This is a genomic window from Kitasatospora sp. NPDC054768 (assembly GCF_053612025.1).
Window position 1 is genome coordinate 15,583 of the sequence record NZ_JBSHBN010000105.1, and the last position, 17,787, is coordinate 33,369.

The window sequence follows — 17,787 nt, forward strand, 5'->3', positions numbered from 1 at the left end:
CGATCACGGTGGACCGCGCCGGTCACAGCACTTGGGGGACATCTCATTTGGGGCCTAAATCGAGTGCGAGAGTTCCGGTCCGGGTGATACAAGGTCTGCGTGACTGAGTATCTCTCCTTTCCCGTCCTGCTGCGGATGATTGACGAGCGGTCCGCCGCGTTCCGCGCCGCCGTCGCCGCGGCCCCCAGCCTCGACGCCGACGTCCCGTCCTGCCCGGGCTGGACGCTGTACGACCTGGCGAACCACCTCAGTGAGGGGGACCGCTTCTGGGCCTACATCGTGCGGAACACCGCGCCGGGCGACGAGCGGCCGAGCAAGGACGGGCTGGCGGCGCCCAGGGAGCGCGAGGCCCTCATAGCCTGGCTGGCCGACTCGACGGAGCAGCTGCTCACTGCTCTGCGCGAGGCCGGCCCGGACCGGGGCTGCTGGGCCTGGTGGGAGCCGCTGGCCTCGCCGCACACGGTGGCCGCCGTGGCCCGCCGCCGCGTCCCGGAGTCGCTGATCCACACCTACGACGCCCAGCTGGCCTCCGGTACCCCGCAGGAGCTGCCGACGACCGAGGCGGTCGACGCCATCGAGGAGTTCCTCGCCACCGTCTGCACCGTCACGGTCCCGTGGCCGGGCGAGCCCGCCACCATGGACTACCACGCGGCCGAGGCTGGCTCCTGGCGCCAGACGGTGGACGCCGCCGGTTCCCGCTTCACCCGGCTCACTGCGGCGGAGGCCGCCGAGAGCAAGCCCACCGCCGCCATCTACGGCACGGCGAGTGAGATGGCCCTGCTCATGTACATGCGCATCCCAGCCGGCTCGCTGAGGATGGAGGGCAACGCCGACCTGCTCCAGCAGCTGCAGAACTGGGGCTGAGAGGACATCTCATTCAGAGAATCTGCGGGTGCAGATGATGGCTGCTGCGATGCTGGCGAAGGCGGCGAAGTGGTCGGCCTTGCGTTCGTAGCGGCGGTGGAGCCGGCGGAAGCCGCCGAGCCAGGCGACGGTGCGCTCGATCACCCGGCGGTGCCGGCCGAGGCGGTTGGAGGTCTCGATCCCGCGGCGGGCGATGCGGGCTGGTATCCGCCGACGGCGCAGGAAGGCGCGGAGGAAGCGGTGGTCATAGGCTTTGTCGCCGTGCAGCTTGCCGGGTCTGCGCCGTCTCGGGCCGCGTCGCGAGCGAATTGGCGGGATCGCGTCGACGAGCGGGATCAGGGCCTGGCTGTCGTGGACATTCGCCCCGGAGATCGCGAGCGACAGGGGTGAACCGGTGCGTTCGGTGAGCAGGTGGATCTTCGACCCGTACTTGCCCCGATCCACAGGATTCGGACCCGTCAGTTCCCTCTTTTCAGGGCCCGCATGTTCACCGAGTCGACCGCGCACCTCGACCAGTCCAGCTCGCCGTGCGCGCCGAGTTCGTCCAGGACGACCCGGTGGAGCTTGGCCCACACCCGGGCCCTGCTCCATTCGGTGAAGCGCCGATGGGCGGTAGGCCCGGACGGGCCGAAACAGGGCGGCAGCTGAGCCCACGTGCACCCGGACGTCGCCACGAACACGATCGCCGCCAACACCTCCCGGTCGCCGTAGCGGCGCCGACCACCGCCCTGGGGGCGGGTCGGCGCCGCCGGCACCACCGACTGGAACAACTCCCACAACTCGTCCGGGACGAGACGCTCCATGATCGTCACACGTGCAGCCTTCGTAGGCCCCAAATGAGATGTCCTCCCAGGGACGTACAGGCCCGGGATGCGGGCAGCCTGCTCCAGCAGGGTGGTGCGCTCCAGGCCGCGGTGCTGGTGGACAAGCCGGATCAGCTCCAGGAAGGAGCGCTCGGCCTCGCCGAGGGCGACGTGCCCTGTTGCAAGGGTTCGGCGAGCCGCAGCGCCGCCGCCCGGTGCGCCGGCGTCGCCGGCGTGCCGGCCCCGGAGGGCAGCGAAGTGCCGGCGGTGGCGGCCAGTCGGCCCGCGTGGACGGCGGCGGCCAGGGCGAGGGCGTCCAGGGCGGCGAGGTCGCCGGGCCGGAAGCGGCCGCCGGCGCGAGCGGCTTCGGTGAGGGCCCTCGCCCTCTCCGCGACCTGGTGGAAGGCCCGGGCTCCCACGGCGGGGCCGCCAGGGAGATCGACCGGGGGAAGGCTCCTCCAGGACGCCCTCAACGCGGCCACCCGGGGGTGCCGGGAGCCGTGCAGGTGGCCGCCCATCTCGGTCGCCGTCCACGCGCTGAGCGCGTCCGCGACCAGCATGGAGCCGCCGCTCGCGCCCTGCCTGGTCGCGTACGGGGCGTGCCGGACGGCGGGCGGGGGCGGCGTGAGGCCGGCGGCGGGCGCGACCCGGCGGGTGTGCTCGTCCGCGGCCCGCGTGACGGCGTCCAGCACCGCCACGTCGGCGCTGCGGAACCGGCGCGCGGCGCGGGCGGCGTCGGCCAGGGCGCGGGCCGCCCTCGCCAGCCGGGCGTAGGCGCGCGCCACCGACGCCGGTTCGACGCCGGGGCGTGGGATCCCCTGGCAGGCCCTGCGGAGCGCGGCGACGCGCGGGTGGGCGGAGCGCGCCAGCCGGCGGCCCATCGGTGTGCCGGCCCAGGCCGCGAAGGCCGCGGCGACCCGGTCGGCCCCGTCGGCCAGCACCGCGCGCCGGTCGGCCCGCTCCGCCTCGGCCATCGCCGCGACCTCGGCGTCGAGCGCGGCCAGGCGTCGGGCGGTGGCACGGTCGACGGGACGGCCGAGGACCCGTGCGGCCAGCGTTCCGGCCCGCCGGGACAGGGCGCGCAGCGCGGTCCAGGCGGGCGTGCCGCCGTAGCCGCGGGTGGTGAGATCGTGGGCGAGGTCGGCCGCGAGGCGGGCGACCGACCGGCAGGCCGCGGCGCAGATCCCCCGCAGGAGCCGGGTCGCCCGGTACTCGCCGTCGGCGAGCACGGTCTGCTGCCCGACGGCCTCCTTGACGGCGGCCCAGGCCCCGACGGCCGCCGCCTGGACCGACCGGACCTGTGCCCACTGCGGCAGCGCCAGCCACCACTCCGCGCGGGCCCGTACGGTCTCGATGGCGGAGGTGAGTTCGGCGAGGACCTGCTCGGGCGGGAGCCCGGCGAGCGCCGCGTCGTCCGGGGCGGGCTCGTGCCGGACGTTCGGGAGGGCCGCGGTCAGCACACCGAGGCGCTCCCGCAGGAGCGCGGCCTGTTCCGGCGGCATGTCGGCGGTGAGCGCCAGCGCGTCGGACAGCCACCCGTCGTCGGAGGAACGGGACTTCGCGGCAGTGGCCCCGTCGGCCTCGGCCTCGGCCTGGGCCATGCCGTCGTCGTCGGGCCCCGCGTTCAGGCTGTGCAGGGCCGCCTCGGCCTCGGCCCGCTCGCGTTCGCGTTCCCACCTCTCGTTGTCGCGGACCTGGACGTCCCAGAGGTCGCCTTCCTTGACGAGCTGTTCGTAGAGCGAGGTCGGGGCGTTCGGTCCGGTCATCGCGCGGTAGGCGTCATGGGGCCGGAACGCCCCGCCGCTGGTCATGAGCTCCTCGGACTCCTCGCCGCGGTGGACCCAGAGGGACTCCTCCTCGGTTCCGCGCCGGAAGGCGCGCACGTAGGTGCTCTCGCCGACCCGCCGGGACTCGACGACCTCGTACGCCGGGTCGCCGAGGACGCTGTAGGGCGGCTCCGCGGGCGGCTGCTGAGCCGCAGGGCCCGGCTGGGCGGAGGCGGGCCCCCGGATCGTCCCGCCGGTCGTGGACGGTGGTGGGGTGGGGCCGTCGGCCGCGGCGCCCTGCGGCGTGCGCCGGTCCCGTGCTCCCGTGTCGGGTTCGGCGGGCTCGGGTGGCATCAGGTCCTCCTCGGAATCGGTCGGCTTCCACCGGACCTCGGCGGGCGGGCAGAGCGGCGTCGGATCCGGCGCACTACAGCGGCGGCTCGTCGCTGCTCAGCTCCGCCGCCAGGGCCGGGCTGGGGTGCTCGCGCTCGCGGGTGCCGAGGCCGCCGGGCTCCTCCAGCCACTGCCGCAGGGTCTCCTCGTCCGGCCCGCCCCAGGGCCGGGCGACCGGGTCGGCGTGCCCGTTGGCGCACTTCGGCCGGCGGGTGGTCGGGAGGAGGTTGTTCGCCGTGATCAGCCAGTCCGCCTCGGCGGTGTCGCGGCCCGGGCTGGGGCAGGTGTAGGAGCGGACCCATCCGATCTGCAGCGCGAGGAGGACCTCGATGACGTCCTCGTGCCGGTGCCAGCAGGGCGGTACCGAAGCCCGGGCCTCCGGGTTGACCTCCACCAGCCAGCGCAGCCAGTGCCCGAGCTCCTCCAGCCGGGAGCGCCGTTCCTCCGGCTCCATGTCGCGCAGGACGATCCGCGGCACGGGCGCGGGGTCGGGCTCGGGGACGTCCGTCCACGGATCGGCCGGGTCCAGGCCGTCGTCGGTCAGGTCGGTGCAGGTCTCGGACACGGGGTGCTCTCCTCAGGACTTGGTCAGCGGGACCGGGGGTGTCGTGGGTGAATGCTGCGGCCCCGGCGGGACCACCACCGGCGCGGGGCCCGCCGCGGCCGTCGGCTCGGGTTTCCCGGCCAGGAGCCCGATCAGGTCCGGGTCGGCGTAGGTGCGGCGGAGCCTCACCCGCACCGGGCGGCGGCGAGGCCACCCTCAGGTTCGGTCCCACAGTGGGCGACGCCGGGATTCTCCTTGCACCAGGTGGCCATCTCCTTGTCGGCGTTCTCGCAGTAGACCTCCATCCCGGGCAGGGGCAGGAGATCGGCGTCGCAGTACTTGTGCTTGAAGGTCTCGTACACGCAGGTCGAGAGCGGGTCGTCCCTCAGCCCGAGCGTCCGGCAGCCCTCCTTGTCCAGCGGCACGCAGCCGCCGCGCGCGTCCATCTGCTCCGCCGGGGGCTTCGGTTGCAGACCGGCGGCGGTCAGCTTCTCGGGCTGCCCGACGGGCCGGGTGTGCGCCGGGCAAGGCGTTCCGGCGGTGGCTCCTGGGACGGGAACCGGTGGCGGCGCGGCGGCGAACGCGGCAGCGACCGGCCCGGCCAGCGCGGCCAGGACGAGCGCCAGGACCACCATGGGGCGCCGCAGACCGTTAGTGCTGGTAGGCAACGGGCCTCCAGCCGGCCGCGTCGGCCTGCACTGTGCCCGGCTGGGCCACCACCGGGGTCTCCCGCATCTTCTTCGAGGTGAGCCTCCAGTCGTCGCCGTCCCACACCACCGGGGCCGCGACGGCGAAGACACCGGTACCGTGCTGGATGCCACCGACGGTGGGGGTCTGGGTGGTCAGCAGCCACACGTCGACGGCGTCGGCGCTCACGGACTCGGTTTGGTAGGCGCGGACCTGGAAGGCGATGAAGTCCGAGCCGGTGCTGCCTCCGGCCTCGGGGAGGCCGAGCAGGCGTCGCCAGTCCCGGGCGTCCGCGATCGCCAGCGAGGTCAGCTTGAAGAACTCCTCGTCGTTATGGCGGGCCATCACCATCATCTGTCCGGGCACCGCGTCAGGGCTCAGCAGGTCGCGGGCCTCGGTGTAGTGGGCGGCCGCGGACACGGCACCGGCCAGGGTGTGGGGGTAGCCGATCGGGATGCCCTTCTCGACCCGCGCGGGCGCGGGCAGCGGCACCGCCGCCACTACCGTGGACGGGCTCGCGGACGGCGGCGCGTCGGCGGCCGAAACGCTGGCGGGCGCGGCAGTGCCGACCCGGGGTTCGGGATCGGCCTGCCAGATCAGGACCGCGACCGCGCCCGCGGCGGCGGCCGCCGCCAAGGCCGCCCCGGTGACGAGCGTGCGCAGGGCCCGGCGTCGGCGGAGCTCGACGGAGTCCACTCGTCAGCCCTTCAGGCTCGCGCCGAGCCAGACGATCGGCCACGCCAGTCCGATGATCACAGCCCCGCGGAAACACTTCGGCATACCCGCCTTGCCCCGCGCACTGATCTCGGGCCGGTCGGACATGGACCCGAAGCTGTCCATCGCGGCGCACGCGCAGAGCGCGGCCACCACGAGAACCAGGCAGATGCCCATGGTCCAGTTGACGATCGTGGTGAGCGCGCTGCCGACCTCCCCGGACGGGATCTCCGGCTTGAAGCCCTTCCCGACGTCGTAGAACGACCCGTTCGGGGCGGTGGTGGGGTCATTGAGCGGCAAGGTGGTCAGCCGGGCTGCCAGCAGCGACATAGAGGTCGTCATGTGAGGGATCCTCCGAGGTGGCGGCCGTCCCGGCCGGGGCCCGCAGCGGGCCCCAGGACCTCTCGGCCGTGGTGATCAGGGTGTCGGCGAGCCCGGTGCCGGCCGCCTCGAACCGGCGGCTGAGCCGGTCGGTCCGCAGGGCGTGCGCCCGCCAGGCCGGGCAGTGCGGCACCCGCACCACCGCACCGACCCGGGGCGCGAGCATGGTGGCGACCGCCCGGCACTGCCGCGGCATCCCGCCAGCCATGCCGACCAGCACCAGCACGCACCGCTGAAGCGGAAGGGACGCGGCCTCGGCTGCGGCGATCGCGACGGCGGCCGCCTCCAGGCCCTCCCGCGACGTCGGCGAGCAGATCACCGGCACCGCCCCCTCCAGCAGCATCCACTGGGCGGTGCGCGAGTGGACCCCGGCGTCACCGAGGTCGTCCGCGACGGTCAGCGCCGTGTCCACCACGCTCACCTGCCAGCCGCCGGCCCCTGCCAGAGCCGGCCATGCCGACGGCGCCGAGGGCAGGGCGAGCGGCGGTTCCGACCATGGCCTGCGGTCGGTGAGCACCTGGACCCGGCCGTCGAGGCAGGACGAGGCGGCGGAGCGGACCTGACCGGTGCTCAGAGGCCGGTCGACGGGTACGGAGGCGAGCCCGGCGCCGCCGGCCAGTGGCCAACGGCGCCACGGCGACGACGCGGTCGACGCGCTGTCGAGCACCACCGTCGAGGCGAGGCGGGCCAGTCCGGCCGCGGCAAGCAGGGCCACGGTGCTCCGGCCGCTGCCGGCCGCCGCCCCCAGGACCGGGACGACGAGCCGGGCGCCGACGTGCAGCCCGGCCACGGGCGCGGACCTGCCCACCGATGTTCACTCCCTCCCACCTGACCGATGTTCAGCGATGCCAGTTCGATGCCAGTTCATGGCCATCACTGGCCGTAGCCGCACTGTCTAGCACAGTGACGACCAGCTCTGTTTACACTCGGCGATCGACTTGGAGCGGATCGTGACCAGGGGTATGCCGGTGCCGTACGACACCACCGACTTCGGGGCCGGGGCCGGAATGCGGCCCTGTCCTCGCTGCCTCGACGGCCGGCCGGAGGTGATGTCGGCCGTCGAGGCAGCGGCCCACCTGCGGCGTCGCCGCCTGCGAGTCCTCGTCTCCGGCCGCTCCGGGCACCTGCCCGGCCGGCAGGTCGGCCGACTCCGGCGGTGCGGCAGGCAGCTCCCGGAGCACACCTCTGCCACGATCCACGCCGACCTGCCCGGCCGGTCCGTACCTGACACACCGACGGGTGCCACACGATCGGGGGACCTGGACTGTGCCCAAACGGACGATCCTGCTGGCGGGCGGCGCGGTCGCCGCACCCGCCGGACTGCTCGCCCTGGTGCTGCTGGCGGCCGCCACCGACGTACCCGCCGCAGTGAGCGCCCCGGGGCGCGGACCGTACGGCAGCGCGCTTCGGCCGGGCAGCGTCCCGACGCCGTACGGTCCGATGATCGAGCGCGCCGCCGGGGCCTGCGACCAGGGCCTGACGTCCCCCCGGCTCGCCGCCCAGCTCCACCGGGAGAGCGGCTTCGACCCCAACGCCCAGAGCGCGGCGGGCGCCCAGGGCATCGCCCAGTTCGTTCCGGACACCTGGCGCACCTGGGGCCGGGACACCGACGGCAACGGGGTGAGCAGCCCGTTCGATCCGGCCGACGCGATCGACGCCCAGGGACGGATGATGTGCTCGCTGATCCGCCAGGCCCGCGACTCCGGCCTCACCGCCGACCCGTGGTAGCTCGCGCTCGCGGGCTACAACGCGGGCTGGCACGCCGTCCAAGCCGCGCACGGCATCCCGCCCTACCGGGAAACCCAGCAGTACGTCGCCGCCGTCGTCGCCGCGGTCCCGGACTTCACCGCCCCCTCGCCCGCCGGACCGCCGGCCGCCGCCGACGACGCCCTCCCACCGGGGTGGGACGTCCCGGCCGGCACCCACCCGCAGGCCGCCGCCGCCATCCACTGGGCCCTGGCCCAACGCGGCGGCTGGTACACCTTCGGCGGGGACTGCACCGACCCGCTCGGCACCGCCCCCTCCCACCGGTGCGACTGCTCCAGCCTCGTCCAGCAGGCCTACGCCCGTGCCGGGATCCGGCTGAGCCGCTCGACGTTCACCCAGGTCGAGGAAGGGCAACCGGTCGACCCGGACAGCGTCCGGCCCGGCGACCTCGTCTTCACCACCGGAACGGACGGCGGTCCGGGCCGCCCCGGCCACGTCGCCCTCTACATCGGCGACGGCCGCCTCCTGGAGGCCCCCCGCACCGGCCTCCAGATCCGGACGGGCAGCTACCAGGCCTGGAGAGCAGCCGGCAGCGGCCCCAACCAGGTCGTCGCCGTCCGCCGGATCGTCACCTGATCCCCCGTCCGGGTGACCGGATCCACCCACAACCCCGGGTTATCCACAGGAACCCGCACCACCGGCCTCCTGGGACGGCCGGATCGGCCACCCTGACCGCCACGACAACGACCGACGAAGGAACTCACTGTGACGACCGCCTGGTTCGACCGCATCGCCGCCCGCCTTGCCGAGCCCGACATCCAGGGCCCGCTCTCGGCGGCCTGGTCCCTCGCCCACCAGACCGTGTTCTGGGCCCTGGCCGTCACCACCGACACCGGCGGCGACACCCTGGCCGCCTGCGGCACCCACAACCACGCCATCGAGCTCCGCGGCTTCCTGCCCGAGCCCGACGACGGCGACGACCCCGAAACCGACCTCACCTTCGCCGACGGTCCGCGGCTCGCCGAATTCCTGGAGCAGGCGGAGCGTCGGCTTTCAGCAGCGGCCGCCACCGCGGCAACACCGGACGAGGTCTACACCGTCCTGGTTGCCGTCCGCCTCCTCGGGCACACCGCCGCCGCGGTGCGCACCACGCTCCGCCCGGCGCAGACCGCCCGGTGAGCGCGGAGTTCGGCGAGTTCGTTGCTCTCGCCGGCAGCTACCTCACCGACGCCGACTACCTGCCGATCGAGCGGAGCTCGGAGCTCTACCGACGGACCGTCGGCCATCAGGTCGCGGACCTGCTGGACCTCCTCCTCGCCGTGGAGACCCGGTACGCCTGGGAACCGGTGGACACCCTGCCCGACCGGGCGCCCACGGCCCAGGCCCGGCGACGGCACCGGACAGTGCCCGCCGGGCCCGGCTGCACGTGGCCCTGGCCGAAGCCGCCCGACAGCTCAGAGCCGCCTACGGCAAGCCGCCGGCCCTCACGGCCCTCCAGGCGTTCCAGGCCCCCCTGTACGTCCCTCATGCCATCCAGGCCCTGCGCACCGGCCTGGACCTGCTCGCCACCCACACCGATCCCGACGGCCGACCCCTCACCCGGCACGGGCTCGCCCTGGAGAGCACACAGCTGCGCACCGCCGTCCTGGTCAGGGTCCTCGCCCTCACCGGAACGGTCGCGGACCTGGTGGGCCGCCTTGGTTCGGCCACGTCCAGCACGTCCTTCACCGAACGCATCCGCGCCCTCGGCCGGGTCGTCGACCAGCTGGGAGTGGTGCAGCAGGAGATCCGGGCGCTCGCCGCCGACCCGGACGTTCGGCTCGGCGCCGCGGCGCTTGACACCGTACGGCCCCGCGCGCTGCTGCAGCCGGACCCGCCCCGCACCGCGGAAACCCCCGCACAGCTCGGCACCGGCGCCGCAGCCTCCGCCAAACGGCTCGCGGACATCAGCTGGCGCGCCGTACAGGCGGGCGACGACTCCTACGCGCACACGGCCTCCGCCATGGGCACCGCAGCCCACAACATCTCCACCGTCTACCAGCTGACCCGGGCCCTGTATACCCACGCCGCCGACCACGCCCCGGCCACCGTCTCCGCCCACCTCGCCTCCGTTCACGCCGCCGACACCGCCTGGGAAACAGCCGAGCACGCCTGGCAGCGCGTCGCCGCCTGCTGGGCCCCCCTACGCTCCGCCCCCGACAACACTCCCTCGGCCGTCGCCGCCGAGTCGCACGCCCTGGTCGACCGGGTGGGCCGGCTCCTCCACGCCGACCCGGCCTGGCGACTGTCCCACGGCCCCGGCGGCCCGACCCGTCAGGCCTGCGACATCGCCGCGGCCCTGCCGGTGTGGAGCGATGCCCTGCGCCAGATCTCCGCCCGCCTCCAGCACCTCGCCGAGGACCACGCGGTCCTCGCCGAACGCCTCGCCGACACCCGTCGGCTGATGATGCGAGCCGCCGGCCCCGGGCACAACCGGCTGCCGGCCCGGCCGCTGCCCGCCGATCGGCGTGCCGAGCTCGCCGAGGAGTACCGGTCCGCCGGCCGGGCGAGCGCGGCCGCCGAGACGGCCCTCACCCGGGTGGCGTCGGCGCTCGGAGCCGACCTCGCCGCCCAGCACCTCCACCACCGGCTCGCCTCCATCCCAGACGCCCAGGCCGCCGACCGCATCACCCTCAGGCGCTCAGCGGCCCGGCTCGCCGCGACCGGGCAGAACCCGCAGCCGACCCGGCGTCCAAGGCGGAGCGGCCTGGGCCTGTGAACTACTGGACCCGCCGGGCGGAATCCAAGAAAGCGACGTGGCCGACACCGGTGACGATTCCTACGAGGTGCCTCCCCGCCAGTCGGCGCCGACACCTGGACCACCGGCAAGCACTGTGTCTTCGCCGACGACCCGATCCACAGTCGGCTGCTCGCGGTCGAGCGGTGGGTCGACCTCGTATGTCCGCAGGACCACTCAGTGGCGGTTTGTGGCGACGACATTGGCGACGGCGGCATCGGGGAGCTGAAGGTCGTCCTGCGTCAGCCTCTCCGTCCCGGGCCCTGGTCAAAGCGGTCACCGGCGAACACGTTCCCTACGCCCACGCCTGATGACAGCCCGTACGATGCTGTCGAAGGCTCAGAGCTGACTCGCCGGGGCGCAGCTGGGACAGACAGCCGCTGGGGATTTGGCCCCGCACACTTGGGGCTCCGGATTCGAACTGAATGGATTGGCGCGCTCTGAGCTCAATCGCCGCAGGTCAAGAAGTGTCGGCCCCGCGCTCGCGGGGATAGCTCCAGCTGCGCACGGCTGCGGAGAAGCCCCGGGACGTCGGCCCCGCGCTCGCGGGGATAGCTCCATCGAATCCGGCGCACGCCAGAGCGACCCCCGGTCGGCCCCGCGCTCGCGGGGATAGCTCCGCGGACGGCTCCGACAGCGGTCCCCCCAGGTAGTCGGCCCCGCGCTCGCGGGGATAGCTCCTGGCACGTCCAGTCGGTCACCTCGGGCCTGAAGTCGGCCCCGCGCTCGCGGGGATAGCTCCCTGTCATTCGACTGGACGGTGCTGCACTACGAGTCGGCCCCGCGCTCGCGGGGATAGCTCCCTGTCATTCGACTGGACGGTGCTGCACTACGAGTCGGCCCCGCGCTCGCGGGGATAGCTCCGATCCTGAGCGTCTGGCACAAGCACGCCAACGGTCGGCCCGCGCTCGCGGGGATAGCTCCGGCCTGGTGGGCGACAAGTTCACCATCTACCGGTCGGCCCCGCGCTCGCGGGGATAGATCCGCGCGGTACTGCGACGGGATTTGGCCGGGCAGGTCGGCCCGAACGATGGCCCGCGGTGGCCTATTGGGGGCTTGCTACCCGCCGCATGGTAGCCCGCCCGGTCAACGCCACCGCGCGGCCATCAAGGCCAACTGGGCGTCCATCCTGGCCTGGCGCGGCGGGAAGTGATGCCGGGAGGGGTGCTCTACCAGGAGTGCCCCTTCCGCCGCTATGGTAGCGGTCCGTAGCGTCCTGACTACGTGCACCGGGGGAACGGTGGCCGAGACGTTCGGTAGGTTCATCTCGCTTCGTCGCTCGGAGATGGGCTGGACACAGCTGCGGCTCGCGGTGGAGCTCGACCACGGCGAGGACTGGATGTCCCAGGTCGAGCGTGATGTCCAGCGGGTCACGGACGTGCAGCTCTTACGTCGGATGGCCTCGGTGCTGGGAGTTGAGGCCGACATGTTGATGGCGCTGCCACAGCCTGCAGCAAAGAGGTTGAGATCACCGCGACGGCGAGCCAGCCCGGGTACGCTGGCGACGACTTCCGGTGCCGAGGAGGACGAAGACGTGCGACGCCGCCCGTTCCTGACCCTGGCCGTCGCCGCCCTCGGTGCCGGGCTCGCTGGCCAGCAGGCCGCGCACGCCGAGGCCTCGTCGCCGCTCGGCGGCCTGGAGGACCTGCTGCTGTACGGCCCGAATCGGCTCCCGGCTCCCCGCCGCGATCCGAGCATGGCAAGCGTCGCAGCGTCCGTGCTGGCCTCTCGGAAGGAGTTCAAGTCGGCTCGGTACGACGTCCTGGCCGAGGCCCTGCCCGGCCGGATCGCCGCGGCCGGCATGGTCGGCACGGCGGAGGAGCGCGCTCGGAACGCCGCCCAGCTGTACAACATCGCCGTCCGGCTGTGCATCAAGGTCGGCACGAACAACCTGGTGTCGATCACGTCCGACCGCGCACTGACTGCCGCCCGGCAGGCCGGTGACCCGCTGGTCGTCGCGGAGGCGCAGCGGATGGTCTCCAGTTCCTGGCGTCGCCAGGGCAGCCTGGCCAGGGCGACGGACATCGTGGTGGTCGCCGCCGAGGACTTGTTCGCCGACGCCTCTGTTCCGGAGGCCTCGCGCCTTGCCACACGCGGCGATCTGTACGCCACGGCCGCCTACACCGCGGCGAAGGGTGGTGACCGCTCCTACGCCCACGCCTTGATCAAGGAAGCCGCCGACAGCGCTGCCGCGGCGGGCCGTTCCTCCGGGCTGGTGGACGGCATCCAGGGCGTCGCCCTGCACGAGCTGTCGGTGCACTACGAACTCGGTGACGCCGGGCGGGCGATCGAGCTGGCCCGGACGATCGACCCGACGGCGCTGCCGACCGCCGAGCGGCAGGCCCGCTTCTTCATCGACGTTGCCAGGGCGTTCGACCAGTGGGGCAAGCCGGAGCAGTGCTACCGCGCTCTCCTCGCTGCCGAGGAAGCAGCTCCGCAGGAAGTCCGGCGCGGCGCCGTCCGTGACCTCGCCGTCGGACTGCTGCGACACGATCGCAAGTTGCCCGGGGTGCAGGACTTCGCGCTCCGTGCGGGTGTGCGGATCGGCTGACCCGTAGTCGGACTACGGCCCGTAGTCCGACTACGGATCACGCCATCGGGGTGGCGGTTCACTGGGGAAGCCGGACTCCCAACGCTGCCGAAGACCCCATGCTGACGAACAGCACCACGTCCTACGTCTACTGCCCTCACCCGCGCCGGAAACACGCCACCCCGGCCCGCGACCGTCTGGGGACGTTCCTGACGTCCTCCTGAGTCGCTCTGGACCTCCTCGGCACCGGCGTCCTCGGCCTGTTGATCCACCACGCCGAGGCAGCGCACTTCTCCTCATCCCCGGCCGCTACCACGCCGGATCAGCCCCACCCGTAGCAAGGCACTTCTCCGTCCCGAGAACAGGAGTGTGTCGTGACCCTCCTCACCCTCTCGCCCCGCCCGACCCCGGCTGTCAGCGTGACCGCGCTGCGGAACTTCGCTGCGCTGCGTGGCCAGCTCCGCGTCTCCCTCGGCCCCGAGTGCAACATCGCCTGCTGGTTCTGCCACAACGAGGGCGACGTCCCGCCCGGAACCACACGCGAGGACCGCACCCGGCAGCCGCGCCAGCGGGTCCTGTGCGCCGAGCACTACGTGACCATCATCGGCACGTTGATCGACCAGGGCCTCACCCGGGTGTACTTCACCGGCGGTGAGACCCTGGCGTCGAAGCTGGCCAAGCCGGTCCTCGACGGCATGCGGCAGTTCGTTGCCCCGGACGTCAGCTTCTCGCTGATCACCAACGGCATCCTGCTCGCCCGGTCCATGCCGTGGCTGCGGGACACCGTCCTCGACAAGATCAAAGTCTCGCTGCACTACTTCAGCGACGAGACGTTCCGGGAGATCGCCAAGACTCGACTGCCGGTCTCGACCGTCCTCGGCGGGATCGACGCGGCCCGGGAGGCCTTCGAGCGGGTCGAGCTGAACACCCTGCTCCAGAAGCGGAACGAGCACGAGGTCCGCGCGATCCTCCAGTACGCGCTGGAGCGCCGGCTGCCGATTCAGTTCATCGAGCTGGTCGACACCGACTTCAACGCCTCCGAGCAGAGCGCGGCGGTTCCGGCGGACGGGCTGGTGGCCCATCTGCGCACGCTCACCCGCGAGGAGCGTGTCGAGATCGCGGGCGTCGGCCAGGGCCGGCGCGTCTTCACCATCGACGGCCTGGAGGTCGAGGTCATCCACCGTGAACTCGGCCGCCACCACGTCGGCCAGTGCGGGACCTGCCCGATCCGGCCGCAGTGCGTCGAAGGATTCTGGGCGCTGCGCCTGGACCACGCCGGCGGCCTCCAGCCGTGCCTGCTGCGCGACGACCTCCGACTCGACCTCACCGACCTGTTGGCCACCGCCGACGCCCCGGCCGGGATCGCTACGGCGGTCGCCGGGCACGTCGCCTCGTTCACGGAGGGAACGCTGTGAGCTTCGAACTGCATCCCTGCTACCAGCCGCCGATCACCGGCCACAACGGCGCCCTCCTCGCGCTGGAGGGGATCAGCGGCTCCGGCAAGTCCACCCTGACCCGCCTCCTCGCCGACCGGCTCGGCGCGCAGACCCTGCACGTCATCCCGCGTCCCCTCGGCTCGCTGATCGGCTACGTCAACGACCACGGCGGCGCGCTGACCCAGTTCGCCTTCCACCTGGCGGGGGCCCTCGACGCGGCCGACACCGCGCGCCGCGCACTGGTCAGCGGGAACCTCGTCGCGGACCGGTGGTCCGCCTCGGTCGTCGTCAACCACGCTGCCGTGAACCAGCTCGACCTGGAGGTCGCCGCCGGCGCGTTCCGTCCGTACCTGGGCTACCTGCCGCGGCCCGACCTGACGGTCTACCTGGAGACCTCCGAGAAGGAGATCCGGCACCGGATGGACACCCGGCCGGCCCGGGCCGCGACGGACCGGTTCCTGGCCCGCCGGCCCGCCCTGCTGTCGCACGTCCAGGAGCTGTACCGGCTGTTCGCCGCCACCGACACCACGGGCGTGCCGATCAGCACCGACGGGCGCACCCCGGAGGAGCTCGCCGAGGAGATCCACTCGCTGCTGGAGGACCGCCGTGCTCAATCCCGTTGACCTCTCCAAGGTCTTCGCTGAGGACCGGATCACCGGCCGGCACCCGGTCGACCTGCACCCGGCCGTCGCCTGGTGGGTCGGGTCCTGCCTTGTGCTCACCACGGGCGCGCACGGCGTCGCCCTGGTGCACGACGGCAGCGAGCTGGCCAAGCAGTATTGCGGGCTGTTCAACCGGGGCGCGATCAACTGCCGGCACTTCGCCGCGACGGTGTCCGTCGTCGGCGAGGGCGACGAGGAGCTGCTGGCCTACGCGATCCGCACCCTCCAGGTGCCCGGCGCCCGGATCAGCACGGTCGGCGTGGAGGTGACGATCCAGCTGCTCGCCGCCGACGGGGCCGCGATCACCGTGGGCGCCGGCCTGGAGAAGATCTGCGACCTCATCGCCCGGGACAAGGTGCCGATCCCCGTCAACGACCACTCCAAAGGCCGGGTCATCCACCGGCCCGACCTCGCCAAGCACTATGCCACCGCGGAGGGATGACGTGATCGATGCCGCCACCGTCATCGGGTCCGGGACGAACATCCTGTTCGTCACCCTGGACTCGCTGCGCTACGACGTCGCCCGGGCGACGATGCACGCCGGCCAGACGCCCCGGCTGGCCGGCCTCCTGCCGGGAGGGCAGTGGGAGGAGCGCCGGACGCCCGGCACGTTCACCCTGCCCGCGCACGTGGCGTTCTTCTCCGGATTCCTGCCGAAGCTCCCGCAGCCGAAGCAGCCCCCGCGGCTGTGGGAGTGCCGGCCGCCGGCGTTCAAGACGGTCGACCCGCGCACGTTCGTCTTCGACGCGCCGAACCTCCTCGTCGGGCTCGGCCGGCACGGCTACCGCACGGTGTGCATCGGCGGCGTCACGTACTTCTCCCGGGAGACGCCGCTCGGGTCCGTCCTGCCGGACATGTTCGACGAGGACTTCTGGCGGCCGGAGTTCTGCTCGCCGGAGCCGGACTCGACCCGCTACCAGGTCGAGCACGCCCTCGAAGTCGCCCGGGCGCGTGCGGATCGGCCGCTGTTCCTGTTCGTCAACGTCTCGGCGACGCACGTCCCCCACGGTCACTACCTCGGCGACAGCTCCGACTCCTGGCAGTCGCAGGCCGCCGCCCTCGCGTACGCCGACGAGCACCTGGGCGACCTGGTCGACGGCCTGACCAGCGACAGGAGGTGGCTGGTCATCATGTGCGCCGACCACGGGGACGCCTTCGGCGAGGACGGCTACCACGGGCGCGGGATCACCCACCCGACGGTGACGAACGTGCCGTTCGCCAGCATGGTGGTCTGACCGCGGCTTAACCTCCGTGCATGACCAACACGCAGTTGCCCACCCGGGACGCGGCCGTCGTCGTGGCCCGTGACTCCAACGGCCTGGTCGCCGTGCTGACCGCGCCGTTCCCCCTGCACGGTGGCGAGTACCTGTTCCTGCCAGGAGGACGCCAGGAGGGCGACGAGAACCTGGATGAGTGCGCGCAGCGCGAGCTTCGCGAAGAGGCCGGGATCACCGCCGCCACCTGGCGTCCGCTCGGGTCGTACGCCATCGTGCCGGGCTCGACGGCGCGCCTCCACCTCTTCGAGGCCCGGGACCTCACCCTCGGCCCACAAGAGCTGGCCCCTGGGGAAGACGGCTTCAAGCTGATGTGGTGGCCGATGGAGGAAGCTCTCGCTGCGGTCAGCGAGGGGCGGTTCCTCCTCCAGGGCGGCCCCCTCGCGCTGCTCCTCGCCGACCGGCTGCCGGTCGCTGCGTGAGCACAGTTGTGCGCCTGACGGAAGGACGACGCTTCCGGCGTCGGGTGACGCGCCGTCGGTCCAGGGACGGCTGGAGCCGGTGTCCAGCTCCCTTGGGGTGTTCCCGAGCGTATTCCCACGGGAACGCACCGGCGGGAAGAACGGCATGATGCGTGGGGGACCGGGCAGAAGCGGCCGCCCGATCCGCCGAAGTAGGCGGCCCGCTCTGCGACGAGCACCTCGACGGCGGCAGGGTGGTGCGCAGCCAGCTGGGCGAGGACGGTGGCATCGCCGAGCTGAAGGTCGTCCTGCGTCAGCCGCTCCACCCCCGGGCCCTGACCGACGCCCTAACCCGGCGAGCCCGTCCCCTGCACCCACGCCTGACTTCAACAGTCCGTACGATGCTGTCGAAGGCTCAGAGTCGGTGCGCCGGGGCGCAGCTGGGAGAGACAGCCTCTGGGGCATCGGCCCGGCACACGTGGGGCTCTGGATTCGAACTGAATGGATTGGCGCACTCTGCTCCCAATCGCAGCAGGTCAGGAAGTGTCGGCCCCGCGCTCGCGGGGATAGTCAAGAACCGCGAACCGTACCGGCGGCACCGCCAGGCAGCGGCGGCCAAGCTGCAGACCGACGAGGACTGCCTCTGGCCGGACGCGAAGTCGGAGACCCGGCGCCTGGACGAGGCCGATGCCGAGATCGTCCATGTCTATCCCCACGGGGAAGTACGCCAGGAGTTCTCCCTGTGCTTCCGCTCTAGTACTGCAACGGTGCTTACTGTGGCGAGGCTTCAGCTCTTGGGCTGTGGCCTCGTCGTTTGTAGTGGCTGGTCCGGGCCTGGTGTTGGCGTCG

General features: G+C 72.9%; 18 protein-coding genes and 1 CRISPR repeat array. Of the genes, 11 read left to right on the forward strand and 7 right to left on the reverse strand.

From position 1 onward, the window contains the following. Positions 1-99 precede the first annotated feature (99 nt). On the forward strand, positions 100-864 hold the full coding sequence (locus ACWGKU_RS26945) for a maleylpyruvate isomerase family mycothiol-dependent enzyme (protein ID WP_331768764.1): 765 nt from the start codon (positions 100-102) through the stop codon (positions 862-864). Between the two features lie 9 nt (positions 865-873). On the opposite strand, the gene ACWGKU_RS26950 is transcribed toward ACWGKU_RS26945, so the two are convergent. The 7 genes from ACWGKU_RS26950 to ACWGKU_RS26980 form a co-directional block, all read right to left on the reverse strand. Further along, positions 874-1,667, reverse strand: a protein-coding gene (locus ACWGKU_RS26950; protein ID WP_452191592.1) for an IS5 family transposase whose coding sequence is annotated in 2 segments (ribosomal slippage) — positions 874-1,335 and positions 1,338-1,667 — 792 coding nt in all. Because the reading frame shifts where the segments join, the coding sequence is not laid out codon by codon here. A 131-nt stretch (positions 1,668-1,798) separates the two neighbouring features. Beyond that, on the reverse strand, positions 1,799-3,787 hold the full coding sequence (locus ACWGKU_RS26955) for a hypothetical protein (protein ID WP_331768763.1): 1,989 nt from the start codon (positions 3,785-3,787) through the stop codon (positions 1,799-1,801). Positions 3,788-3,860: 73 nt separating this feature from the next. Beyond that, positions 3,861-4,391, reverse strand: a complete 531-nt coding sequence (locus ACWGKU_RS26960; protein ID WP_331768762.1) for a hypothetical protein — start codon at positions 4,389-4,391, stop codon at positions 3,861-3,863. A 164-nt stretch (positions 4,392-4,555) separates the two neighbouring features. Next, complete coding sequence (locus ACWGKU_RS26965; protein WP_331768761.1) at positions 4,556-5,038, reverse strand: hypothetical protein; 483 nt, start codon at positions 5,036-5,038, stop codon at positions 4,556-4,558. Then, on the reverse strand, positions 5,022-5,753 hold the full coding sequence (locus ACWGKU_RS26970) for a hypothetical protein (protein ID WP_331768760.1): 732 nt from the start codon (positions 5,751-5,753) through the stop codon (positions 5,022-5,024). Before ACWGKU_RS26970 ends, ACWGKU_RS26965 begins: the two co-directional genes overlap by 17 nt. A gap of 3 nt (positions 5,754-5,756) precedes the next feature. Next, the gene (locus ACWGKU_RS26975; protein WP_401049928.1) at positions 5,757-6,101 is read right to left on the reverse strand and encodes a hypothetical protein; all 345 of its coding nucleotides are present in this window, start codon (positions 6,099-6,101) and stop codon (positions 5,757-5,759) included. After that, the gene (locus ACWGKU_RS26980) at positions 6,058-6,960 is read right to left on the reverse strand and encodes a hypothetical protein (protein WP_452180852.1); all 903 of its coding nucleotides are present in this window, start codon (positions 6,958-6,960) and stop codon (positions 6,058-6,060) included. The genes ACWGKU_RS26975 and ACWGKU_RS26980 overlap by 44 nt, the downstream gene beginning before the upstream one ends. Before the next feature lie 458 nt (positions 6,961-7,418). On the opposite strand from ACWGKU_RS26980, the gene ACWGKU_RS26985 reads away from it, so the two are divergent. From ACWGKU_RS26985 to ACWGKU_RS27030, 10 genes are all read left to right on the forward strand, one after another. Then, the gene (locus tag ACWGKU_RS26985; protein ID WP_452180853.1) at positions 7,419-7,880 is read left to right on the forward strand and encodes a lytic transglycosylase domain-containing protein; all 462 of its coding nucleotides are present in this window, start codon (positions 7,419-7,421) and stop codon (positions 7,878-7,880) included. 228 nt (positions 7,881-8,108) lie between these two features. Then, positions 8,109-8,495 (forward strand): C40 family peptidase, encoded by a 387-nt coding sequence (locus tag ACWGKU_RS26990; RefSeq protein WP_421813772.1) that lies wholly within the window; start codon positions 8,109-8,111, stop codon positions 8,493-8,495. A 129-nt stretch (positions 8,496-8,624) separates the two neighbouring features. Beyond that, complete coding sequence (locus ACWGKU_RS26995; protein WP_331768756.1) at positions 8,625-9,038, forward strand: hypothetical protein; 414 nt, start codon at positions 8,625-8,627, stop codon at positions 9,036-9,038. A gap of 247 nt (positions 9,039-9,285) precedes the next feature. Then, positions 9,286-10,617 (forward strand): hypothetical protein, encoded by a 1,332-nt coding sequence (locus tag ACWGKU_RS27000; protein ID WP_331768755.1) that lies wholly within the window; start codon positions 9,286-9,288, stop codon positions 10,615-10,617. Positions 10,618-11,104: 487 nt separating this feature from the next. Continuing rightward, positions 11,105-11,620: a CRISPR direct-repeat array (repeat unit 29 nt; unit sequence GTCGGCCCCGCGCTCGCGGGGATAGCTCC). Between the two features lie 255 nt (positions 11,621-11,875). Then, the gene (locus ACWGKU_RS27005; protein ID WP_401049004.1) at positions 11,876-13,186 is read left to right on the forward strand and encodes a helix-turn-helix domain-containing protein; all 1,311 of its coding nucleotides are present in this window, start codon (positions 11,876-11,878) and stop codon (positions 13,184-13,186) included. 353 nt (positions 13,187-13,539) lie between these two features. Further along, positions 13,540-14,580 (forward strand): radical SAM protein, encoded by a 1,041-nt coding sequence (locus tag ACWGKU_RS27010; protein WP_331768753.1) that lies wholly within the window; start codon positions 13,540-13,542, stop codon positions 14,578-14,580. After that, positions 14,577-15,224 carry a dTMP kinase gene (locus ACWGKU_RS27015; RefSeq protein ID WP_331768752.1) on the forward strand — a complete coding sequence of 216 codons (648 nt, stop codon included), beginning with the start codon at positions 14,577-14,579 and terminating at the stop codon, positions 15,222-15,224. Before ACWGKU_RS27010 ends, ACWGKU_RS27015 begins: the two co-directional genes overlap by 4 nt. Then, the gene (locus tag ACWGKU_RS27020; protein ID WP_331768751.1) at positions 15,208-15,705 is read left to right on the forward strand and encodes a hypothetical protein; all 498 of its coding nucleotides are present in this window, start codon (positions 15,208-15,210) and stop codon (positions 15,703-15,705) included. Before ACWGKU_RS27015 ends, ACWGKU_RS27020 begins: the two co-directional genes overlap by 17 nt. 1 nt (position 15,706) lies before the next feature. Beyond that, complete coding sequence (locus ACWGKU_RS27025; protein WP_331768750.1) at positions 15,707-16,498, forward strand: STM4013/SEN3800 family hydrolase; 792 nt, start codon at positions 15,707-15,709, stop codon at positions 16,496-16,498. A 20-nt stretch (positions 16,499-16,518) separates the two neighbouring features. Beyond that, on the forward strand, positions 16,519-16,959 hold the full coding sequence (locus tag ACWGKU_RS27030) for an NUDIX hydrolase (RefSeq protein ID WP_331768749.1): 441 nt from the start codon (positions 16,519-16,521) through the stop codon (positions 16,957-16,959). Positions 16,960-17,787 lie beyond the last annotated feature (828 nt).

Bases quoted from the DNA above. Each gene is read 5' to 3' on its own strand.
- ACWGKU_RS26975 (WP_401049928.1), bottom strand. From the start codon at position 6,101: ATGTCGCTGCTGGCAGCCCGGCTGACCACCTTGCCGCTCAATGACCCC.
- ACWGKU_RS26955 (WP_331768763.1), bottom strand. From the start codon at position 3,787: ATGCCACCCGAGCCCGCCGAACCCGACACGGGAGCACGGGACCGGCGC.
- ACWGKU_RS27030 (WP_331768749.1), top strand. From the start codon at position 16,519: ATGACCAACACGCAGTTGCCCACCCGGGACGCGGCCGTCGTCGTGGCC.